The organism is Spartinivicinus marinus (genome assembly GCF_026309355.1).
Taxonomy (GTDB): Bacteria; Pseudomonadota; Gammaproteobacteria; order Pseudomonadales; family Zooshikellaceae; genus Spartinivicinus; species Spartinivicinus marinus.
The window spans coordinates 2,061,094-2,080,687 of the sequence record NZ_JAPJZK010000001.1 but is presented as its reverse complement, the minus strand read 5'-3'; the positions used below and the strand labels follow the sequence as shown (position 1 = coordinate 2,080,687).

12 protein-coding genes are annotated in these 19,594 nt (G+C 37.5%); 8 read left to right on the top strand and 4 right to left on the bottom strand.

Annotated elements, in window-relative coordinates; translation table 11 throughout:
- Window positions 1-246: 246 nt before the first annotated feature.
- Window positions 247-1,713 (bottom strand): protein adenylyltransferase SelO, encoded by a 1,467-nt coding sequence (locus OQE68_RS09365; protein WP_266195583.1) that lies wholly within the window; start codon window positions 1,711-1,713, stop codon window positions 247-249.
- Between the two features lie 346 nt (window positions 1,714-2,059).
- On the opposite strand from OQE68_RS09365, the gene OQE68_RS09360 reads away from it, so the two are divergent.
- The 4 genes from OQE68_RS09360 to OQE68_RS09345 all read left to right on the top strand — a co-directional run bounded on the left by OQE68_RS09360 (window position 2,060) and on the right by OQE68_RS09345 (window position 9,791).
- Window positions 2,060-2,983 (top strand): protein-tyrosine phosphatase family protein, encoded by a 924-nt coding sequence (locus OQE68_RS09360; RefSeq protein ID WP_180571152.1) that lies wholly within the window; start codon window positions 2,060-2,062, stop codon window positions 2,981-2,983.
- A 550-nt stretch (window positions 2,984-3,533) separates the two neighbouring features.
- Window positions 3,534-6,137 (top strand): collagenase, encoded by a 2,604-nt coding sequence (locus OQE68_RS09355; RefSeq protein ID WP_180571153.1) that lies wholly within the window; start codon window positions 3,534-3,536, stop codon window positions 6,135-6,137.
- Between the two features lie 722 nt (window positions 6,138-6,859).
- The gene (locus tag OQE68_RS09350; RefSeq protein WP_180571154.1) at window positions 6,860-8,995 is read left to right on the top strand and encodes a carbohydrate binding domain-containing protein; all 2,136 of its coding nucleotides are present in this window, start codon (window positions 6,860-6,862) and stop codon (window positions 8,993-8,995) included.
- Window positions 8,996-9,071: 76 nt separating this feature from the next.
- Window positions 9,072-9,791: a protease inhibitor BamI-like protein gene (locus tag OQE68_RS09345; RefSeq protein ID WP_180571155.1), complete on the top strand. Its 720-nt coding sequence runs from the start codon at window positions 9,072-9,074 to the stop codon at window positions 9,789-9,791.
- A 249-nt stretch (window positions 9,792-10,040) separates the two neighbouring features.
- On the opposite strand, the gene OQE68_RS09340 is transcribed toward OQE68_RS09345, so the two are convergent.
- Both OQE68_RS09340 and yjjG read right to left on the bottom strand, forming a co-directional pair.
- Window positions 10,041-11,456 carry a DEAD/DEAH box helicase gene (locus OQE68_RS09340; protein ID WP_180571156.1) on the bottom strand — a complete coding sequence of 472 codons (1,416 nt, stop codon included), beginning with the start codon at window positions 11,454-11,456 and terminating at the stop codon, window positions 10,041-10,043.
- Between the two features lie 603 nt (window positions 11,457-12,059).
- The gene (gene yjjG, locus OQE68_RS09335) at window positions 12,060-12,773 is read right to left on the bottom strand and encodes a pyrimidine 5'-nucleotidase (RefSeq protein WP_180571157.1); all 714 of its coding nucleotides are present in this window, start codon (window positions 12,771-12,773) and stop codon (window positions 12,060-12,062) included.
- A 500-nt stretch (window positions 12,774-13,273) separates the two neighbouring features.
- Here yjjG and OQE68_RS09330 point away from each other — a divergent pair, with 500 nt between their 5' ends.
- The 3 genes from OQE68_RS09330 (at window position 13,274) to OQE68_RS09320 (ending at window position 15,792) form a co-directional block, all read left to right on the top strand.
- On the top strand, window positions 13,274-14,251 hold the full coding sequence (locus OQE68_RS09330; RefSeq protein ID WP_180571158.1) for a peptide-N-glycosidase F-related protein: 978 nt from the start codon (window positions 13,274-13,276) through the stop codon (window positions 14,249-14,251).
- Window positions 14,252-14,317: 66 nt separating this feature from the next.
- Window positions 14,318-15,499, top strand: a complete 1,182-nt coding sequence (locus OQE68_RS09325) for a WD40/YVTN/BNR-like repeat-containing protein (RefSeq protein ID WP_219340204.1) — start codon at window positions 14,318-14,320, stop codon at window positions 15,497-15,499.
- Window positions 15,496-15,792, top strand: coding sequence for a MoaD/ThiS family protein (locus tag OQE68_RS09320; RefSeq protein ID WP_180571159.1), 297 nt, complete (start codon window positions 15,496-15,498; stop codon window positions 15,790-15,792). The genes OQE68_RS09325 and OQE68_RS09320 overlap by 4 nt, the downstream gene beginning before the upstream one ends.
- 218 nt (window positions 15,793-16,010) lie before the next feature.
- On the opposite strand, the gene OQE68_RS09315 is transcribed toward OQE68_RS09320, so the two are convergent.
- Window positions 16,011-18,245 carry an FAD-binding protein gene (locus tag OQE68_RS09315; RefSeq protein WP_180571160.1) on the bottom strand — a complete coding sequence of 745 codons (2,235 nt, stop codon included), beginning with the start codon at window positions 18,243-18,245 and terminating at the stop codon, window positions 16,011-16,013.
- 311 nt (window positions 18,246-18,556) lie between these two features.
- Here OQE68_RS09315 and OQE68_RS09310 point away from each other — a divergent pair, with 311 nt between their 5' ends.
- Window positions 18,557-19,477 carry a hypothetical protein gene (locus OQE68_RS09310; protein WP_180571161.1) on the top strand — a complete coding sequence of 307 codons (921 nt, stop codon included), beginning with the start codon at window positions 18,557-18,559 and terminating at the stop codon, window positions 19,475-19,477.
- Window positions 19,478-19,594: the final 117 nt, after the last annotated feature.

Sequence of the window (19,594 nt, the reverse complement as noted above, 5' to 3'; positions counted from 1 at the left end):
ATGGGCTATTTTTCATGCTACAAAAGTTGTATGTACTTTTGCTACAAAACTCTACTAAACTTAAACGTAGGACGGATGAAAATTAGTTTGATAAACAACAAGTTATGTCGATTGCCTGTGGTGTAAGTGGTATATGACATACTATCATAGGCTTTGGCCAGCTTACCTGAGTCAGATTTCAGTAGGTATTGAGTATCAGCCATTGTAAACCACCTACTCTGTGAGCAGTTGCAATCTCGAGCGGGCCTAAGATGAGCAGCTGATAGTCAGCTTTTTACCCCACTCGGGAGGAGGTTTAGCGTAGTGCTCCCTATCTGGCTGTTCAGCAAAAGGCTTTTTTAATAAGTTTAGCAGTTGATTGACTTCGCTGAAGTCTTGCTGCTTTGTTGCTTTGTCTATGGCTTGTTGGGCCAGGTAGTTACGTAGGATATATTTAGGGTTAACAGATTTCATTTGTTGCGAGCGGTTTGTTTGGCTGTCAGCTTGCTGAGCTAGTCGTTGACTATATTGTTTAGCCCAGTTATCAAATCCATCTCGGTCAATAAATAGATCTCTAATAGAAGAGTTTTGCTGATTAGGTATAAAGTCGCAAAGCTGTCTAAAAAATAAAGTATAATCTACGCTGTTTTTTTGCATTAAAGTAAACAATTGTTGTACTAACTCTTGGTCAGATTCAGTCAACTCTAACAGTCCAAGCTTTTGCCGCATTAAATCAGCATATTTATGTATAAAAGCCTTTTCAAATTCACTTAATAGCTGCTTGATGGTGTCCGGTTTTATAAAAGGTACAAGCACTTGACCAAGGCAGGCACAGTTCCAATATGAGATTGATGGTTGTTGGTTAAATGCATAGCGACCAGAGTGGTCTGAGTGATTACAAATAAATCCCTGGTCATAATCATCCATAAAACCAAAAGGACCGTAGTCAAAGGTATCTCCTAGCAAGGACATATTGTCTGTATTCATTACGCCATGGGCAAAGCCAAATGCTTGCCAGTAAGCAATGAGCTGACCAGTTTTTATGACAGTTTGACGGTAGAACTCTTCATATTGATCTTGGCTACCTAATAAACTGGGATAGTATTGTTCAATTGCAAAGTCAATTAACTCTTTTAGTGCTTTATGCTGTCGGGTGTAATAAAAAAACTCAAAACTACCAAACCTTAAGTGAGTTTTTGCTACTCGGATTAAAGTAGCGGCTGTTTCTACAGTTTCTCGATATACAGGTTCATTACTGCCGACTATACATAATGCACGTGTAGTAGGGATGCCCAGGTGATGCATTGCCTCACTGCATAGATATTCTCGAATTGTCGAGCGTAATACTGCTCGACCATCGCCTTGGCGAGAGTAAGGTGTTATTCCAGACCCTTTAAGATGCAGATCCCATTTGTCGCCATTAGTGGTGCATATTTCACCTAGCAATAAGCCTCTTCCGTCACCAAGTTGGGGGTTATAAACGCCAAATTGATGGCCTGAATAGACCATGGCTAAAGGTTCTGCCGCAGGCCAAACTTTTTGGCCACTCCCTATACTGACCAAAGAGTCTGTATCTTTGCTGGTAGTTAGTTCAAAACCCAATAAATTAGCAACAGATTCATTAGCACTAACTAGGTGAGGGTTAGTTAAAGGTGTTGGGGGCTGTTTGGTGTAAAAGCAGTCATTAAGTTGGGCAAACTGGTTATCAAATGCCAGGTCAGTTATTGATTTCACAACAGAAGCAGCCCTTAGAAAGTAAATACTTGACTATATTACTTGGTTTTTGAGCTTTTGTGTAGTAGATCAAACCAGCTACTTAAAGTTAAAAGAACATAATGTAGGAATATTAATTAACAACTAGCTTGGTTTAATTGAGTGAAAAATTAAGATTGTGCTTTAGTAAATATACTTGTTAATGTTACATCAGTAATAATAAAAATCGTCCTATTTCTAAATATTCTCAATAATAGGTAGCATAGACTGGAAGATGGTGTTGAGCTTTGCAGGTTGTTTTTATAAGACGACATGGCTTACGCAGAGTCAATAGCAGTTTTTTATAATTGTAAATGGAGAATGTGCTTTGGCTGATTGGCAAATTTCACGCTCACTAATTGTGCCTGCTGATATCAATATTTCGAATGAGAATGAAGTTGAGAAAAAGGCTGATGTAAAAGCTACATTTAAAGGCTCGACTATTACGCTTGTTGAAAGCAGCGCTCGTCAGCTATTTGAGCAAAGCCAGACACCTGAGAGTGTTACTAGAGATTTTGGAGCTTTATCTTGCAGAAGTATTAAGGTTCAGCAGGTAAATAAAGAGACATCTAAAGATAGTGATCATAACACTAACAATGTTGATAAGCGCTTATCTGAATCGCGCATTAGAAGCAGTCCTCAAGTGGCGACGGCTGCTGACTTTTGGGGGGATCTTGTTGAAAAGAATACGCGAATTATTATTGGGTTAAACAGCGCTGACTACCAGTTACAAGGTCCGCGTGAATCCTGGTATGGCAAAAGAGATGATCATTTCATAGTTACTAAAGAGCCTCTGGCCCTAAGTGCGAAAACTGGGCATCTAATAGATGAGAAAAAACTAGAGAACGATGAAGTAACGAACTCAAAGTTTACTGTTGAAAGTAATCATATTGAAGGAGCTTTACGCACAGTTTATTCACAACAGGTAACTGCTATAAATTTTAATCAATGGCCTGATCGTGGGGCTATTACCCCAAAACAACTCTATAAACTTGTGGAAACAATTAACTCTGCCAGGTTGCAAGACCAAAAAGGTTCAGGTGAAATTTTGGTTCACTCTGCAATTCAAGATGGGCGCTCTGAAGTGGTTGTTACTGCAGAAAAACTATATCAATTAAATCTACAGAATAAACTAAATAAAGAAACACTAAATAAGACCGTTAGTGGATTAGTTGCTGAAGCAGGTTGTATTTCTACACAACAAGAATTGTTAAAGGATTTTGGCAGGGTGTTATTGGGGGAAGGTCAGTAATGCTTGCGTTAAACGTTAATATTAAAGTTGAGCCTTGCAATGTCCTTTGTATTGAGAATATTATACCCAATATGAGTTTTTTGGCACCTTCGTCAAATGATGAGACTCTATAAGCCTATAAGTAATAGGTGATTGTTGTGAATGCAGTTAAAAACTTCTGCATTCACAACATTTCTGGTGATAAAGGGTGAAGATAACATAGCCTAAAAAACATCGTAAAGGATACAAAAAGCGAACTGACCTTTGCCTTCATAAGTTCTTTTCTTAAAAGCTAAGCTAAAATAAAACTCTTAAAGTATTAAATTTTTAAATACTAGTATAATGGATTGACCTAAACTTCTGTATTAATCTTGTGATAAAAAAATGAGAAGTATATCTATTTATTTTTGTATGGATGTGTGAGCCAACACATTAAAATGGTTCCTCCTGTCACATTTTTTAGCTCACTTTATACTTGACCTGTTTTTAATTTGAACTAAATCACTTCGTTTATTATTAGACGACACATAATTCGCGCAGAAATTTAAACCATCATTTAAATAGGTATAAAATGAAAAGTATCGATGGGGCAATTATCAAATTAGCTGCTGCTTCTTGTGTGGCTTCTCTCTTATTTTCAAACCCTGTAGTTGCAAACCAAGCACCAACCACTATGAGTCAAAGCCATCAGGTTTTTCCTGGCAAGCCAGTTAAGGCAAAAGTTTGGGGGCAGGATCCTGAAAAGGCAACTTTATATTATCAGCTAGTTAGTTCTCCAAAATTTGGTACCCTATCCTTTGATAATTACAAAGGAACCTTTACTTATACAGTACATAAACCCCAAAAAAACTATGATGAGTTTCGATTTAAAGTTTGGGATGGTGAGCAATATTCTAATGAATCAGTTGTTCAATTCTTAATTAATACAGAGGCTACTAAGCCAACAACTCATAGCACAAATAAGGCACCACTAACTATAGGGCATAGCGATGCTGTTGAAAGAGGTAAGCGACTAAATAGTTGGGTATGGGCAGAAGATAAAGATAATGACAAGCTTACTTATAAAGTGGTTAGTCAACCAAAGCACGGCGAATTAAAGTTAGACTCAGCAACAGGAAAGTTTACTTATTATTCAGCGGCTAATATTAAGCAGGATATTTTTTCTTATCAAGTTTTTGATGGTAAAACAATCTCAAATATTTCTTCTGTTTATTTGTTATTTAATAATTCTACATCAACACCCAATAAACCGACTAAGCCAGGCAAACCTACCAAGCCGAATAATCCAGGTAAACCAAGTACCCCAGATAAACCTTCTAAACCTAGCAAGCCAAATAATCCCACAACCCCAGTAAAATTATATCCATCTCATTGGACAAGCAAAGCAAGTTTACCTAGTCACATACAAACAATTCTGTCTGCAACTCATTCTCAACGTAATAGTATGACAATGGGTATTTACTCAAAAGAGAAAGTGCTTGATGTTTTTAAATCACTTGCATTTTTAGCTGATCATAATAGCGCAAAAGATGAAGCTTTCGATGGTTTATTGACTTATATACAGGCTTGGCTGGCTAACCAGTCTGCAAGCCATTTTTCTTTAAGTGATGCATCATTGATCAATGCTACACTAACAAGATTAATTACAATGCCTGAGCTATCAGATATTGTTCCAGATATGAATGCAGAGATTAATTATCGTACGTCACTTATTATAAAAGGGTATGGAACAATACTTGATCATTGTATTAGAAATAAAACTGCACGAAGAATTTTTGCAAGACAATTACCTAACTTAGTTAACTTATTCGAAAGTATTTATCAGCAACAGAATGCAGTAAATGGGGCAAGAGGATATAGCCCTGCTATTGGTCAAATGTTCTTAACACTTAATATGTTTTCATATTTTGCAAAAAATGAAGGTGCTATATTAAAAGAAAATATTGTTTCTCAAACTAAGTTGCCAGTCTTGCTTAATAAAATTGGCAAAAGCTCTTTAGCTCAATTTAAAAACCGTTACAATAATAAAAAAGATGGTTATATTCTACTAAATACAATAATTTCTTTAGGCAAGATGTATATCAAGGGAGAGGAAAGCTGGAACAAGTTAATTGAGCAAAATGTTGTTGATATTGTACGAGCCCAGTCACGCTATCCTGATCAGAGAGAGTTGAAAGCCACATTCTACAAGTCTTATGTAAGCCAAACTCGTGAAAACCCAACTGAAAGCTGTAATAAGGAGTTTTCAGGGTTATGCTATAAATTACAAGTAACGGAAATTTTGCCTTATACCCATCAATGCAGTAACTCATTAAAACTACGTTATCAACAATTATCTTCAAAAGAAGTAAAGGGCGTCTGTACCAGGTTAAGTCGACAAGAGTATGACTTCCATTCTATGATGAGCACGAACTGGCAGCCAGTAAAAGATGATTTTAATACAGACTTAGAACTGGTTATTTTTAATTCTAAAAAAGATTATAGGAAGTATGGCTCAACTTTATATAGAGGACTAATGACAAATAATGGTGGGTATTATTTAGAAGGCACCCCTTCGCAAAAGAATAACCAAGCACGATTGTTTGTTTATGAGGAAAATAGATTTGGTAAATGGGATATTAGAAATTTGCAACATGAATATGTGCATTATTTAGACGGACGCTTTAACAAGTATGGTGATTTTAGCCAATATGATCATTTTAAGAAAGGGAGTGATGTAGTTTGGTCAACAGAAGGTTTAGCTGAGTATATTGCTTGGAAAAAGGACTTTCGCCAAGATGGAATTAATAATTTATTGCAATCAGCGAGGTCTGGTATCCCATCAATGAGTCAGGTCACTAATGTGATATATGGTGAATCTCAAACATTGATATATGGCTGGGCTTATACTTTAAACCGTTTCTTGTACGAACGTTATAGGTATGAATATTTACAGTTGCTAAATTTGTTACGTAACAATCAGCTGTCAGAATATAAAGTTCAGCTTAACTCTATGACAAGACGCTATAGTAGTGAATACTATACTTGGACTAATAATTTGATAACAGAACTGAAAGCAAAACAGAAGGGATCAACAGCTTCAGCAAGTATGGAAGAGGTAAGGCATAAGCATACTAATCACATGCCATCTGAAGCAGAAATAGCAAGTACAGTTCGTTATCCTTTATATGACTAGGCTTGTTTTAGTCATTAACTAAAAAGCTCCCTCTTTCTATAAAGGGGGAGTTTTTATCAAAAGATTACCTAAATCCTCTCCCTAGCTTACCCTTATTATAATCATCCCGCCTTCAAGTCTATACTCTTCGCGAATGATTTTTAGGCTTTGTTACCATCGCTCTTCACCCCAGTCATTTAGTTTATCTAAACTCCTGGGGCTTCATTGCTCGGTGGCCTCGCCTAAATTATCCTTCGCTGTGAGTATATACCACTTTATTTTTACACCTAAAAATGATTCATGATGGGTATATATATCCACAAAATTGCTAGTGTAAAAATGTGTTTACTATATAAGCAGTATTTTGTATGAATTGTAGGCGATTCATTACATTAGTAATACTTACAATAGTTGAATATAACAACTTATATGCCATCTCTTCTATTTTGTAATTTATATCTGGTTGCAAATTTTTTGTGCTCTATATCAATATTATATAGTGATACATGTTTGATATTCTTGAATTAGTGAGAACTACATCAAAGTAAACGTGTGTTACTTTATTGTAAAGTTCGCGTCAAATTTTAATGAATAACCTGCGCATTCAGTAAGGCTAATGATGTCTATTGCCATAACCAATATAACCTATTCTGCTATGACTAAAGTACTACAAAGGTACTTCTTAATAAAAGCTTACTGTTTTATTTGATGACAATATTGATAATTTCGGGAGTGAGAAAATAATGAGTTTATTTGGTAACGCTTTAGTTAACCAATTAGTAGTAGCCGTCACATTAATGAGTAGTATAGCCGCATCAGCTGAGCAGCCAGTAATTCTAGATGTTATGGCGGTTTATACGAAAAATACAGATAATAAACATGATATGGCAGCTAAGTTAAGTCAGTTCGTTAATTATGCCAATAAAAGTTATCAAAATAGTAAGATCAATATTAAATTACGATTAGTGCACCATAGTGCTTTACCAGAGTCAGAAGGATTTGAAGATAAATTAACAAGGCCTTCATTAAAAAAGTTAAAAAATAGTGAGTATGTTGCAGAACTTAGAGCTAAGCATGGGGCTGATTTTGTAACCTTAGTCGGGCCTTCTAGTCAATATTGTGGTTTGGGTTACTTACCTTGGAACAATGGCAAGGATGGGATACTTGCTAGCTCAAAATCACTGGCATACAACTGGGTAGCACTAAACTGTGTTAGCTCCTATGCCCATGAATTGGGCCATAATATGGGATTAAGCCATTCTCGTGCTCAAAAAAGTAAAGGTTCAATTTTTGACTGGGGCGTGGGCCATGGCGAATATGGTCAATTTGTAACGACTATGGCCTATCAAAGTGCTTATGGCGAAGGAAAATGGGTTCCTCGCTTACCGTATTTTTCTAATCCTGATATTCGTGAATGTAAAGGAATAGCGTGTGGAGTTGATAGTCATGACTCTAACAGTGCTAATGCTGCTTTGGCATTAAATCGGGTAGCAATGCAATTAGCTGAATTTATGCCCACTAAATATGCTTTAACTAATACCAATAATACACATATTAATATAACTGAAACAATAAATAACACCCATACTAATACAACGGGGACAACAACGAATAACACTCATACTAATACTACTGGAAGTACAACGAAAAACACCCACACTAATACAGCGGGGACAACAACGAATAACACTCATACTAATACTACTGGAAGCACAACGAAAAACAGCCACACTAATACAACAGGAAGCACAACAAATAACACTCGCACTAATACCACAGAAACCACAACGAATACCAATACAACTGGAACATCAACTAACAACACTAATACCACCACGAACACAACAATTACTACAATCTCAACCAGAACTTTTATAAATAACAAAATATGTAAAAAACCAGAGATAGCTGGAAATTTAATTAAAAATGCTGAGTTCAATAATGGCCAATATCAAGGTTGGGAGGCGAGTTATGAGAGCCAACTAAGAGTTGAGTCTGTGACTAAATCCTGCGGAAAAGACCAGGTGCTAAAAATAACAAATGATCAATATCCTGTAGGTGCTTATACTCGAATTGAAGGATTAAAGCTAAATACTCGTTATGACTTTACTGTTAAGGTAAAACTAGATACCGAGAATAATACTCGTACGGATGTGAAAATATTGTTGTATGTGCCAGGACAAAACTACAGCGAATTAAAATCGAAATCAGTCACTGATCAAGAATTTACCCAGTTAAAAGCTCACTTTACGATTAAGCAAAGTAAAGCGTTACAGAGTGCAGAAGGGGCTGCTTTAGTTGTTTATACTCCACGCTCAGGTATTTCATTTATGTTAGATGAGGCTGTGGTTAAACTAGCAACTAACCAGCCGACCATTCTAACAACTCAACCAACTAGAACAGTTCAGCCAGTTCAGCCAACTAAACCAGCTCCCGTCCTTTCTAGTGATTTTGAAGAAAATGGCTTACAAAGCTGGTATGAAGGCTTTCGTAGTGATGTAACTTTAGCTTCGGAGTCTGCAGTTGAAGGCCGCTACAGTTTAGCTGTCATCAACCGTCAATACTGGTATGCAGGAGCAGCTTACGACATGCAAGGCTTACTAAAAAATAACCAAACCTATAAGGTGAAAGCTGACTTTAAATTAGTGGGGCAGGTTAAGGATATTCAACACGCAGACATGAGACTGTACTATGTTGATGACGATGGCTATCACTGGGAAACCATTAAGCGTCAGCCTGTGTCAGCAGGTCAATGGAATACGATTAGTGGAACTATTAAGATTGCACCAAAAGGAAAAGTGAGCAAGCAAAAACTCTTCTTATTTGGACCTCAACCAGGTGTGAACTTCAACATCGATAATGTTCGGGTTGAACTATAACTGATAGGGCAGTTTATGCTGCCCTTGTTTTCTCAGACTATGTTTTTGTTGAATCAATTTGGTTAGAGGTTAAAATATGTTAAGGCCTGTAATATTAGGAATCTGTGCACTGTCAATTGGTATTGTGTCAGTAGTAATAATAAATCAACAAAGTAGTCAATCAGTACTATCCAATGACGTCGTTCTAGTAGATGAAAAACCTGTACCAATAATACAGCAACAAACTATTAGTCAAGAAGAAATTATTGCATCCAATAATAAAAATAAATTAGCGGGTATGACGCCAATTGATTTAGGAAACCTCAAACTACCACGTGAAAAACAAACTGCAGATGAAGATAGCTTAGGAGCAGGAGAAGCCATAACAGCATGGGTTGTCGATGCCAATAATCCTATTATTGAAGAAGATGGTATTCATGTTGGCCATGCTAAAGTGGACCTTAATGTTTTAGAAAGTCTAGCTTTGGGCCAAACCTTAGAGATAGCACTGCCACATCTTAATGAGAATTATAAGGCAACTATTGTCTCAACCTATAATACTCAAGATGGTGTTGAGGTTTGGCAAGGGCAAATTGAAAATGGTCAGGCGTTTGAAAATATTTCGATAAGTCGTGGCTCCCGAGAAACTTACATCACGGTTGTAACATCCAATGGGCCTTATTCTGTCAGTGCCAACAATGAAACAGGTAAAACCACAATTATTAATATTAGTGAAATTACAGATAAAAAAACACAAGGCCGTGTTGATTCTGTCAGTGTACCTAAATTTGAAATTACACCGCCGCCTTTAATCTGAAATGGGATTGAATTGTAAGATAGTTGTTGTTTATTTGGTTAATAAAAGCTCTAAGCTAGTGATCCATGCGCAAAATAAGGTAACAACTTCTTCTCCATTTATCCTCTAGCAGTGTTGCTTTTCTTTGACGTAGGCCCACTATGCCTGCAAAAAAGCGCCTTGCCAGAAAATAAATGGCTTTGAAGAGTGTTACCCAATTTTACGAATGCACCACTAGGGCTTTTGAGAACCTTTGACTGAATGATCTCTTTACTTCAAAAAGACACGCTTTTTCTCAATTTGGCTCTTCGTTTGGCCACCTGCTGGCTTTTTATTTTTACTGTGAGTGCTCTTCTTTGCTTTGACTTGTTGCTCTCCAACAGTTTTTTTATTATTCGTTTTTTTTCGTTGTGGCTTGCGGCTTTCACTGTTGCCATTATTTGACCGAACAATGCCCTTAGTATTCGCTTTAGTAAAGTCTGTTTTAACCTTCAACTTTTTAGGTCGTTTGGGTTTCTGATTGGGATCGGCTTTTCTTGAGGTTGGCACGACATGCTCAGGTTCAAATCCACCAACTTCTTCTCGCTCAAGATTTCTTTTAATAAGGCGCTCAATATCTTGCAGCAGTCTTATTTCATCTGCACTTACTAACGAAATAGCTTGACCTTGACTTCCTGCACGGCCAGTCCGCCCGATTCGGTGTACGTAATCTTCTGGCACATTAGGTAAATCAAAATTTACCACCTGTGGTAGTTGGTCAATATCAATGCCTCTTGCTGCAATATCTGTGGCTACCAATACATCCGCTTTGCCTCTTTTAAAATCAGAGAGTGCCTTGGTTCTTTGTGATTGACTTTTATTGCCATGAATTGCGGCTGCAGAGATACCATCTCCATGTAAGTCCCTTACCAGGCGGTTAGCCCCATGCTTAGTTTTAATGAAGACTAATACTTGCGACCATTTTTCAGTGCGAATTAAATGGCTTAATAATTTGGTTTTGCGCTTTTTATCGACAGGGTGAATCAGTTGTTGTACTGTTTCTGCTGTGGTGTTTTTGGGTGCAACATCTATCTCCAAAGGATTCTTCAACATGCCTTTAGCCAGCTGGCGAATATCATCAGAAAAAGTGGCGGAAAATAAAAGCGTTTGTCTTTCTTTTGGCATTAAAGCTTGAATTTTTTTTATGTCATGAATAAAGCCCATATCTAACATACGATCGGCTTCATCTAAAACAAGTGTTTCTATGTCAGTAAATTTAATAGCATTTTGTTGGTAGAGATCCAGCAAGCGTCCAGGTGTTGCAACTAACACATCCACCCCACGACGTAGCTTCATCATTTGTGGATTGATTTTGACGCCACCATACACAACCGTTGAGCGAATATGTAAGTGCTTACTGTAGCTTAAAACACTTTCATGAACCTGAGCAGCAAGCTCACGGGTTGGGGTTAAAACCAGTGCGCGTACGTGGTTGTTTCTTGCACTAGGGGCCTTGCTTAGGCGCTGCAGTAAAGGCAGCGTGAAACCAGCTGTTTTACCAGTACCCGTTTGAGCAGAAGCCATAATATCGTTGCCATCCAGAATAGCTGGTGTTGCTTTTGCCTGAATAGGAGATGGTTTGCTATACCCTTTTTCTTGGATGGCACGAAGAATCGGTTCAGACAAACCAAGTGTTTCAAAAGTCATTAATAATTCCTATTGGCAAAATTACTCGCCATAAAACTAATAAATTAGGGCTAATGCTACATAATGATGAGCTTTGCCGTGAGTGTGCTATTTGCACATTGCGGCATTCAGTAATTGGCTCTCTTGAGGAGGGACAGGCGCTTTGGCCATGCAACTAACGATGACGCTTACTTACTGGCGGTAAGCCAGGATGCAAATGGTAACACAGTTGAGTAGATAAAACCTAACGTTAGGGTATCTATACCCTTCTCGATAATTCTTATTATTCGAGTCATGGTCTCTAGTAACTCCAAGTATGGTGTTAGCATTTGGTAGAAAAATGACCATCGGACTCTGTTGCTTGTTGCTTGGAGATTTGGTGTATTCTGTAATAACCCTGCTTCTAGTTCTGGAGAACACATGCTAAATTACTAAGCCAGTATAGAGATGAACAATCAGCATTTAAAACTGCAGTATATTGTAAGAATAAATGTGAAGATATCTGGCAAGAAATCGGAAAAATAATAAATTTAAAATGAACAGATAGTTATTGATTGCTGATATTGTTAAATTTTAACCCTAGTCAGAATTTAATAAACTTCTGACTAGCTTAAGTCGTTAAATCTAAGTGCAGCTTTGGAGTGTTTCAGGCGAACCCAACTTAGTTATTAATAGGCTTTCAAGCTCTGATAAAGAAGCAACTTGATAATGAGGGTTAATACCTTCGGGAGTAGGCTTGTTATCTGCATTTAACCAGCAAGTATCCAGACCGGCATTAATTCCCCCTAAAATATCAGAACCTGGGTTGTCGCCAACCATTAACACGCATTCGCGAGGTGGGTTACCCATAATAGCAAGTGCGTGATCAAAAATATCCCGATGAGGTTTAGCAATACCCACTTGTTCGGAGATTACTACAAAATCAAAATAATCTTTAAGCCCAGTGCGTTCAATACGAATCTGCTGTAACTCAGAAAAACCATTGGTAATAATACCCAATCTGGCTTTACCTTTAATGGTGTCTAATAGGCTGATAGCGCCTGTAAGTGGTGTGCAAATTTCAGCCATACTACTTAAGAAAGCACTATTTAACTGTTGCGTTGAAACTTGCAGATGGTCAGCCCAAGTGCTGAAGCGTTGATGTTGTAACTGTTGTGCAGTAATTTCACCATTTTGATAATCTACCCATAAGGGTTTATTGACTACTTGGTATTCATGATAGTCTTGTAGAGTAAAAGTAACACCAAAATCTGAAAACATAAGCTGCAAGCCACTAAATGCATCGAAATGAAACAGGGTTTCATCAGCATCAAACACAATCCACTCATAGTTTTTCATTCAGCTTATTTCTCCATTTATACTGCATATTAACTTATATCGAAGTATTATACGGGAATAATGTTGGCTAGGGAAAGCCTTCGCCTGTCTATAGGTGGCTATATAATACCAAAGTTATAAATCAAAAGGAGTGTATTTATGGTAATATGTAATTACTGAAAATGAATTATATAGTCATAAAAACAGCTTAAATAATAGATTATTGTAGCTGGGAGTAATTGATGGTAGTGGCAATTGTTATGGTAATTATTGTTGATGGCAAACAAGAAAGCTGCGTGAGGTAGCTATTAAGGCGAAAGACCTTGAGTACACAACGGTGTGATTTAGAGTAGTTCTAAATAATATTCGCATTATCTTCATAAAAGTTAAAAGAAACCTATTCATGATGAGCTGGCAAATATATTTATAAAGTCAACAAAACATGGAGGTTGCTTTTAATGGCTATGAGCATAGGGAAGTTATCCATATTTATAATCACTCTCCTGTCTCTGCAGAAGGCATTGGCAGGATTAGAAGTTGTTAATCATTCACATAATACTGCAGTTGCTCAAAACACAATATCATCTCTCAACCGTTTGCCTGGTGATAATACAACGGTAAATGTTTTTGAAAGCAGTTGGATTCAGTTTGGAGGTGTCAATCATCGAGTAATTGATATTGAAGTGGATTTTCCTGAAGCTAGCAAAACCTACTCGTCAGTAGTTGGACATTTCTCTTTAAAATGTCCGAATCAGACCAAGTGTGATTATTGGGATCGTTATGGTAACTTTGGTTTCGTGATGAATAAAGGGACTGAAAATGAGTACTTTTTAGAAGCAGATCGTTTTATTACCGCTTATCGAGTAGGTTTTTCTTGGAAAACAGATTTCACTGCATTGCGCCCATTATTTACTGGTAAGCAAACCATGCGAGTTTTTATTGATACTTGGGTTGGCGAGGGCCATGCACAAGGTGATGGTTGGTTATTTAATGCTTCTATTGAGTTTGTTGGAGGGCAGCCCCCACAGCCTGAAGCAAAACAAGTAATTCCAATTTGGCCACATTTAAGTTGGAAGTCTGGCCAGCCAGATAAGCCTGTCCACCAACAGGTTCGACCAGTTAATCTAGAAATACCCGCAGGTAAAAAATATATTTTGCGTTCATTTATCAGTGGTCATGGTTGGAATAATAGGCAGAATTGTGCAGAGTTTTGTCCAAAGACGCATTTTTATACTGTTGCTGATAATGAATATTCAAGGGAAGTCTGGCGAACTGATTGTTGGGAAACTAAGACAGATGGTGTACAGAGAGGAACTTGGCAATATTCAAGAGCAGGATGGTGCCCGGGTGCACAGGTACATCCTTGGGAAATGAATGTAACCAATGTATTAATGGGTAGAGAAGTAGCTAAATTTTCTTATCGGCTGGAGGATTTTGAATGGCTGAAGGATGGTGATGTCCCTTTCTATTATATGTCTGGATTACTCATTGTTTACTAGACTGTAAGCTGGACTGCATGGAAGTGATCTGTGGTTTGATGAATTAATCGGGCTAGGGAGAGCATAATGAAAGTACGGGTACTGGTGGGTACACGGAAAGGCGCATTTATCCTGACATCAGATGGAAAACGTGAGCAGTGGGATGTTAAAGGACCTCTCTTCGGAGGTTGGGAGGTTTACCATATTAAAGGCTCTCCTGTTGATTCTAATCGAATATATGCATCACAAACTAGTGACTGGTTTGGGCAAGTCATTCAACGATCTAGTGATGGTGGAGAAACCTGGGAACAGCCTGGCACTCCCCCTGGTGAATCGGCTACCACAGAAGATGGTATGCCTAAAGGGGAAAGTAATAAGTTTGTTTACGATACTTCACCTGAAACAGGAAAGCCGCTTACCACTCATCAGTGGTATGATGGAACCCAACACCCCTGGGAGTTTAAGCGGGTATGGCATCTTGAACCCTCACTAACGGACCCAGATAAGGTTTATGCTGGAGTAGAAGATGCTGCGCTATTTCATACGACAGATGGTGGTAAAACCTGGCGAGAAATTGCTGGCTTGCGTGATTGCTCTGGAGCCCAATGGTCACCAGGAGCGGGTGGAATGTGTTTGCATACCATCCTTCAGGACCCAACCAATGTTAAACGACTATATGTAGCTATTTCTGCAGCTGGTGCTTTTCGCACAGATGATGGAGGATTAACCTGGAAAGCAATTAACCGTGGCTTAAAGTCAGAATATATTCCTGATCCAGCAGCAGAAATTGGTCATTGTGTACACCGTATTGCATTTCACCCATCACGTCCCGAAGTGCTTTTTATGCAGAAGCACTGGGATATTATGCGCAGTGATAATGCAGGTGATTTGTGGTATGAGGTAAGTGGAAACTTGCCGTCTGATTTTGGCTTTCCCATTGCTGTGCATGCTCACGAGCCTGAAACTATTTATGTAATTCCTATCAAGAGTGATTCAGAGCATTATCCACCAGACGGCAAGTTGCGTGTATATCGTAGCCGTTCGGGTGGCAACGAGTGGGAGCCTCTCACTAAAGGTCTGCCTCAAAGTGATTGTTATGTCAATATATTGCGAGATGCGATGGCAATTGATTCACTTGATGAGTGCGGTATCTACTTTGGCACAACAGGCGGGCAGGTGTATGTGTCTTCTAATGGTGGCGATAACTGGGCACCTATTGTTAGAGACTTGCCAGCAGTGCTATCTGTAGAAGTTCAAACATTGTCATGATTAGAATAGTACTCCCTCAACATTTAAGAACACTGGCTCATATTACTAGCGAAGTGCAGCTTAACGTTGAGGGGCCTGCTACCTTGCAAATAATTTTTGATGAGTTAGAAATACACTTTCCCATGTTGAAGGGAACAATTCGAGATCATGTGACTCAGCAGCGCCGCCCTTATTTACGTTTTTTTGCCTGCGGAAAAGATATTTCTCATGAGCCATTTGACTTTTTACTGCCCGAAGAAGTCAACTCAGGCGAAAAGCCATTTATGATTATTGGTGCCATAGCGGGTGGGTAATTAAACATCAATTAAAATCTATTAATATTTACCCAGCTATGTCATTTATTTTTCAGTAGAGTGGTGAAAAGGGAGGCGGGCTAGTATAGCAGATAACCCCTCTCATCCTCGATGTTGTTGAGTTGCATTTGTTAGTTGAATCTGCGCTTTAAAAACTATGGTGATTGGGTTTAGTCACTTGATGATTTCACCTGAAAAACTAGTATTGGACATACATTTTATTTTATTGCAGTTTTTAATTTTTCACCAAACTGACTCATCCAAAGTGTATCTGGATCCCATTGGAGTTTTACTTTCATCCACTCATTTAGCTTTGGATAAGCGTTCCTTAATTGTTGATTAGTATAATTTTTTCTATAGGGTAAGTAAAAAGAACCACTCAGACTTAGAATATCCTCGATGACTGCTTGAGTGAAGATTTTCATCTTTACTTCTTCTTTTTGAGTTGGTTCGTAGTTAAAAAGGCAAACTAGTGCAAAGCTGTCTTCCTGAGCGTAATTAAGTAAAGAAATTTTGTCTTCAAGTACTTCTCGAATGGTAACATTCAATAAATTAACAGAATGCTCTGACACTCTTGTTTTAAAAATTTTTAGAAACTTATCTAAAGCCGATTTAGGAATAAAGTATTCTTGTAAAATATCCTGTGTCCCAGGTTTTAAAGGCCAAAGCACATGAACATCAGCATACATTGCAGTATTTCGAGACATTTGTATAAGCTTTCCTAATGAAGTTGTGTATAGCTTTTCTGAAGCCCAGCGAAACTCTTTGCCAGTTTCTGAGTATTGTGACTGTCTAAAAATGGCTCTTTTCAGTGCAATAAATGATTCTGGCTCAAGTTTTTGATTTGATGATATATCGATTCGCTCAAACCAAACGAGTTCTGCTTCATCAAATAAATTATCCTTAGCAACTGATAGTCGACCGTAGGCGAGCTCCACATTAGGGTTTTGGTTGACTTGCTGGGTGTAGTGACTAATAAACTCATGGCTAGGAAAGAAGGCAGAAGACATTTTTAGGGTACTATTTGGTACTGTCTCAAGGCGTGCTTCCAAAATTACACCAAGTTGTCCATACCCTCCTATAACAGCTCTAAATAAATTGGGATGTTTGTTTAGAGAGGTTTCAATAACTTCACCATTAGCTGTGGCTATTTTAAGTGATTTCACTGATGAAACGATAGGTGGCTGCTTTACTTGCCAGCCATGAGCATTTACGCTAAGAGAGCCTCCTACAGTAAAAATATTATCAGATTGCATAATTTTAACAGAGCGACCTTCTTTATCCAAAAGGAGTTGTATTTGCTTCCATGTTGCACCTGCTTCAGCAATCAGCTCTTGATGCTCTGCATCATAATGTATCTGATTCATCCCCATCATATTTAAATGAATCGAGCTTGATAATAAAGTCTGTCCACCCATAGAATGTCGGCGGCCGCCTACACTAATTTTCTTACCCTGTTGTTTGGCGTCTCTTATTGCATTTAAAACATCAGACACACTCTGTACATATCTTACATCTGATATTTGTGCTGATACACCACCTGCATCGACCAGGTGATTTGGTAGAGCACTAAATTGAGTAACCATCTGTAGAGGCTTGTTGGTTTGAATGCTCTTTATTCCCATGTCTAAAAACTTGTGGGCAGTATCTTTAGAGTCCAGTGTCCAAGTAATTATAGGATAACCATGGGTTATTAGTTTTTTTAAGTTTTTTACAGGAATAGTCCATCTTGGACCTAAGTAGTCTGGTCGAATGATTCTGCGAAGCTGTTTTTGCACGAAGGCCTGTTTTAGCAACCATGGTATTTGATCAAATTGAGATTGACTTTCTTCTCCTATAGCATTCGAATCAAAGGTGAAATCTAGCATCAGTTGTACATCACGTGCTTCTAATCTCATTGCGGTCAGAAAAAATGGGTTAAATGACTCAACAATTACTGTTTCAAAAAGTAAGTGTTCTTTAATTAAGGATTTGATTGAATTAATCAATACTTCATTATTAACATTTTTCGATTTTACATCGAGAAAAATCCATTTTTTAGAGCCTACTATTTTGAAGAGTTCTTCCAAAGACATGATAGTTTCTGATGGAGAGCTACGATATTGTATTGTTTTCAATTCTTTCCAAGAAAAAGACTCTGGAAAACCTGTATTATTGGTGCTTTCCTCTAGTCTTTGAGGGTGGAATAAAAAAGGAATGCCATCTTTAGATATACGAACATCTACCTCTAATGCATCAACACTGCTTGCTAATACTTCGGTTAATGCTCCTCGTGAATTTGCTGGGAAATGAGAGGTTTCTAAACGACCTTTATGAGCAATTACTTTAGGTAAACTTAATTGGTTTGATGGTACTGATATTGCTGTAGGCAGATAAGCTGGTTCAGTATCAAGATATAAAATTACAATGGTTAATAAGGTAAGAGTTATAAGCCATTTTTTACGAATAAGCATAAGACATACTCTGGTTCAAAGTGACTATCATTTAGAATAACTCTATTGCTGTCAATTAATGAGTTTAATATATATGAAAGTAGCATCATATAATACTTTGGGTGTTGTTTTGTTAAGTTATAATTTGAACTATAAGTACTTAATAAAGTTGCTAGTATAAAAAACAACCAGCTTTTTCTTGAATCATTCTGGAATAGAATGATATTAAAATATATTCTCGGATTAGATGAATAAGAATACTATTAACATGAAACTGCAGTCAACCAGAAGTTATTGAGTTAAAATGAGTAGCTTACTAAAAGGAGATAACTATGCATTTTTATATTTTGATTTTTGTTTGTTTTTTCAGTTTTCCCATTGAAGCCTTTCAGTTTGATTGTGAAAACCCTAATACGATAGATACCAATAAAATTACTTCTTATATAAGCCAAATTGAGAGCCAAGACGACAGCTTGTCAATTGACGGTAAGTTGGTATCTAAAAAGTTAAAGGCTTATGAAAAACTATTTAAAAACTGTATAGATAATCGACAATCATTCAGAGAACTTAGTATACAAGAGTTATACAAGCACTATAAAAACATCCACACTATAGCTTTTTATACTAGCAATGTTACTCATGTGAATTACATGCAGACAGTGCTGGATGAAACAATCAAGCGTGGAGAAAAAAATAAAAGTCAGTTAAGTGAAATGTATAGAGCCTATGTTCAAACACGCCAGTTTACACAAGCTAATCGGCTAAAAAAACAGTACCCAGATATAGGTCTTTCACGATTACCGACTATAAAAGGAAATGAAGGGGGAGGGCGTAGCCTTTTATTTATTGAGCAAGATGGAAAAATTTTGGTACAAAAGTCATTTGATTTTTCTCAAGGTGCTCAAATAGTTGTTATTAGTTCACCAATATGTGGCCCATCACGTCGATATTTATCCTGGCTGCAAACTAAACGAGAAATTTTATCAGTATTTAATAATCACTCAACCTGGATAATGCCTGTTACTGGCCAGTTATATATAGATGAGGTAGTAGAGAGTAACAAGAAAAATGCGCCGATAAAAATGGCTTATACCTATAAGGAATCTGACTGGCCTGAGATTACTTATTGGGGAACACCTACATTTTACTTTTACTTAGATGGTAAACTAAAACAGCAAATAGTTGGGTGGCCAAGAGAGGGTAGAGAAAAGGAATTAAAACAAGCTCTTAAAGACATCGGGTTACTTTCATAAAAGAATATATACCCTTCACGTATGATTTCTAGGTTTTGTTATCTTTGCGCCTTGCCCCAATCACTCTAGTAGTAAGTATATACTGATATAAATAATGGTATCGCTTTTACAGCTGAT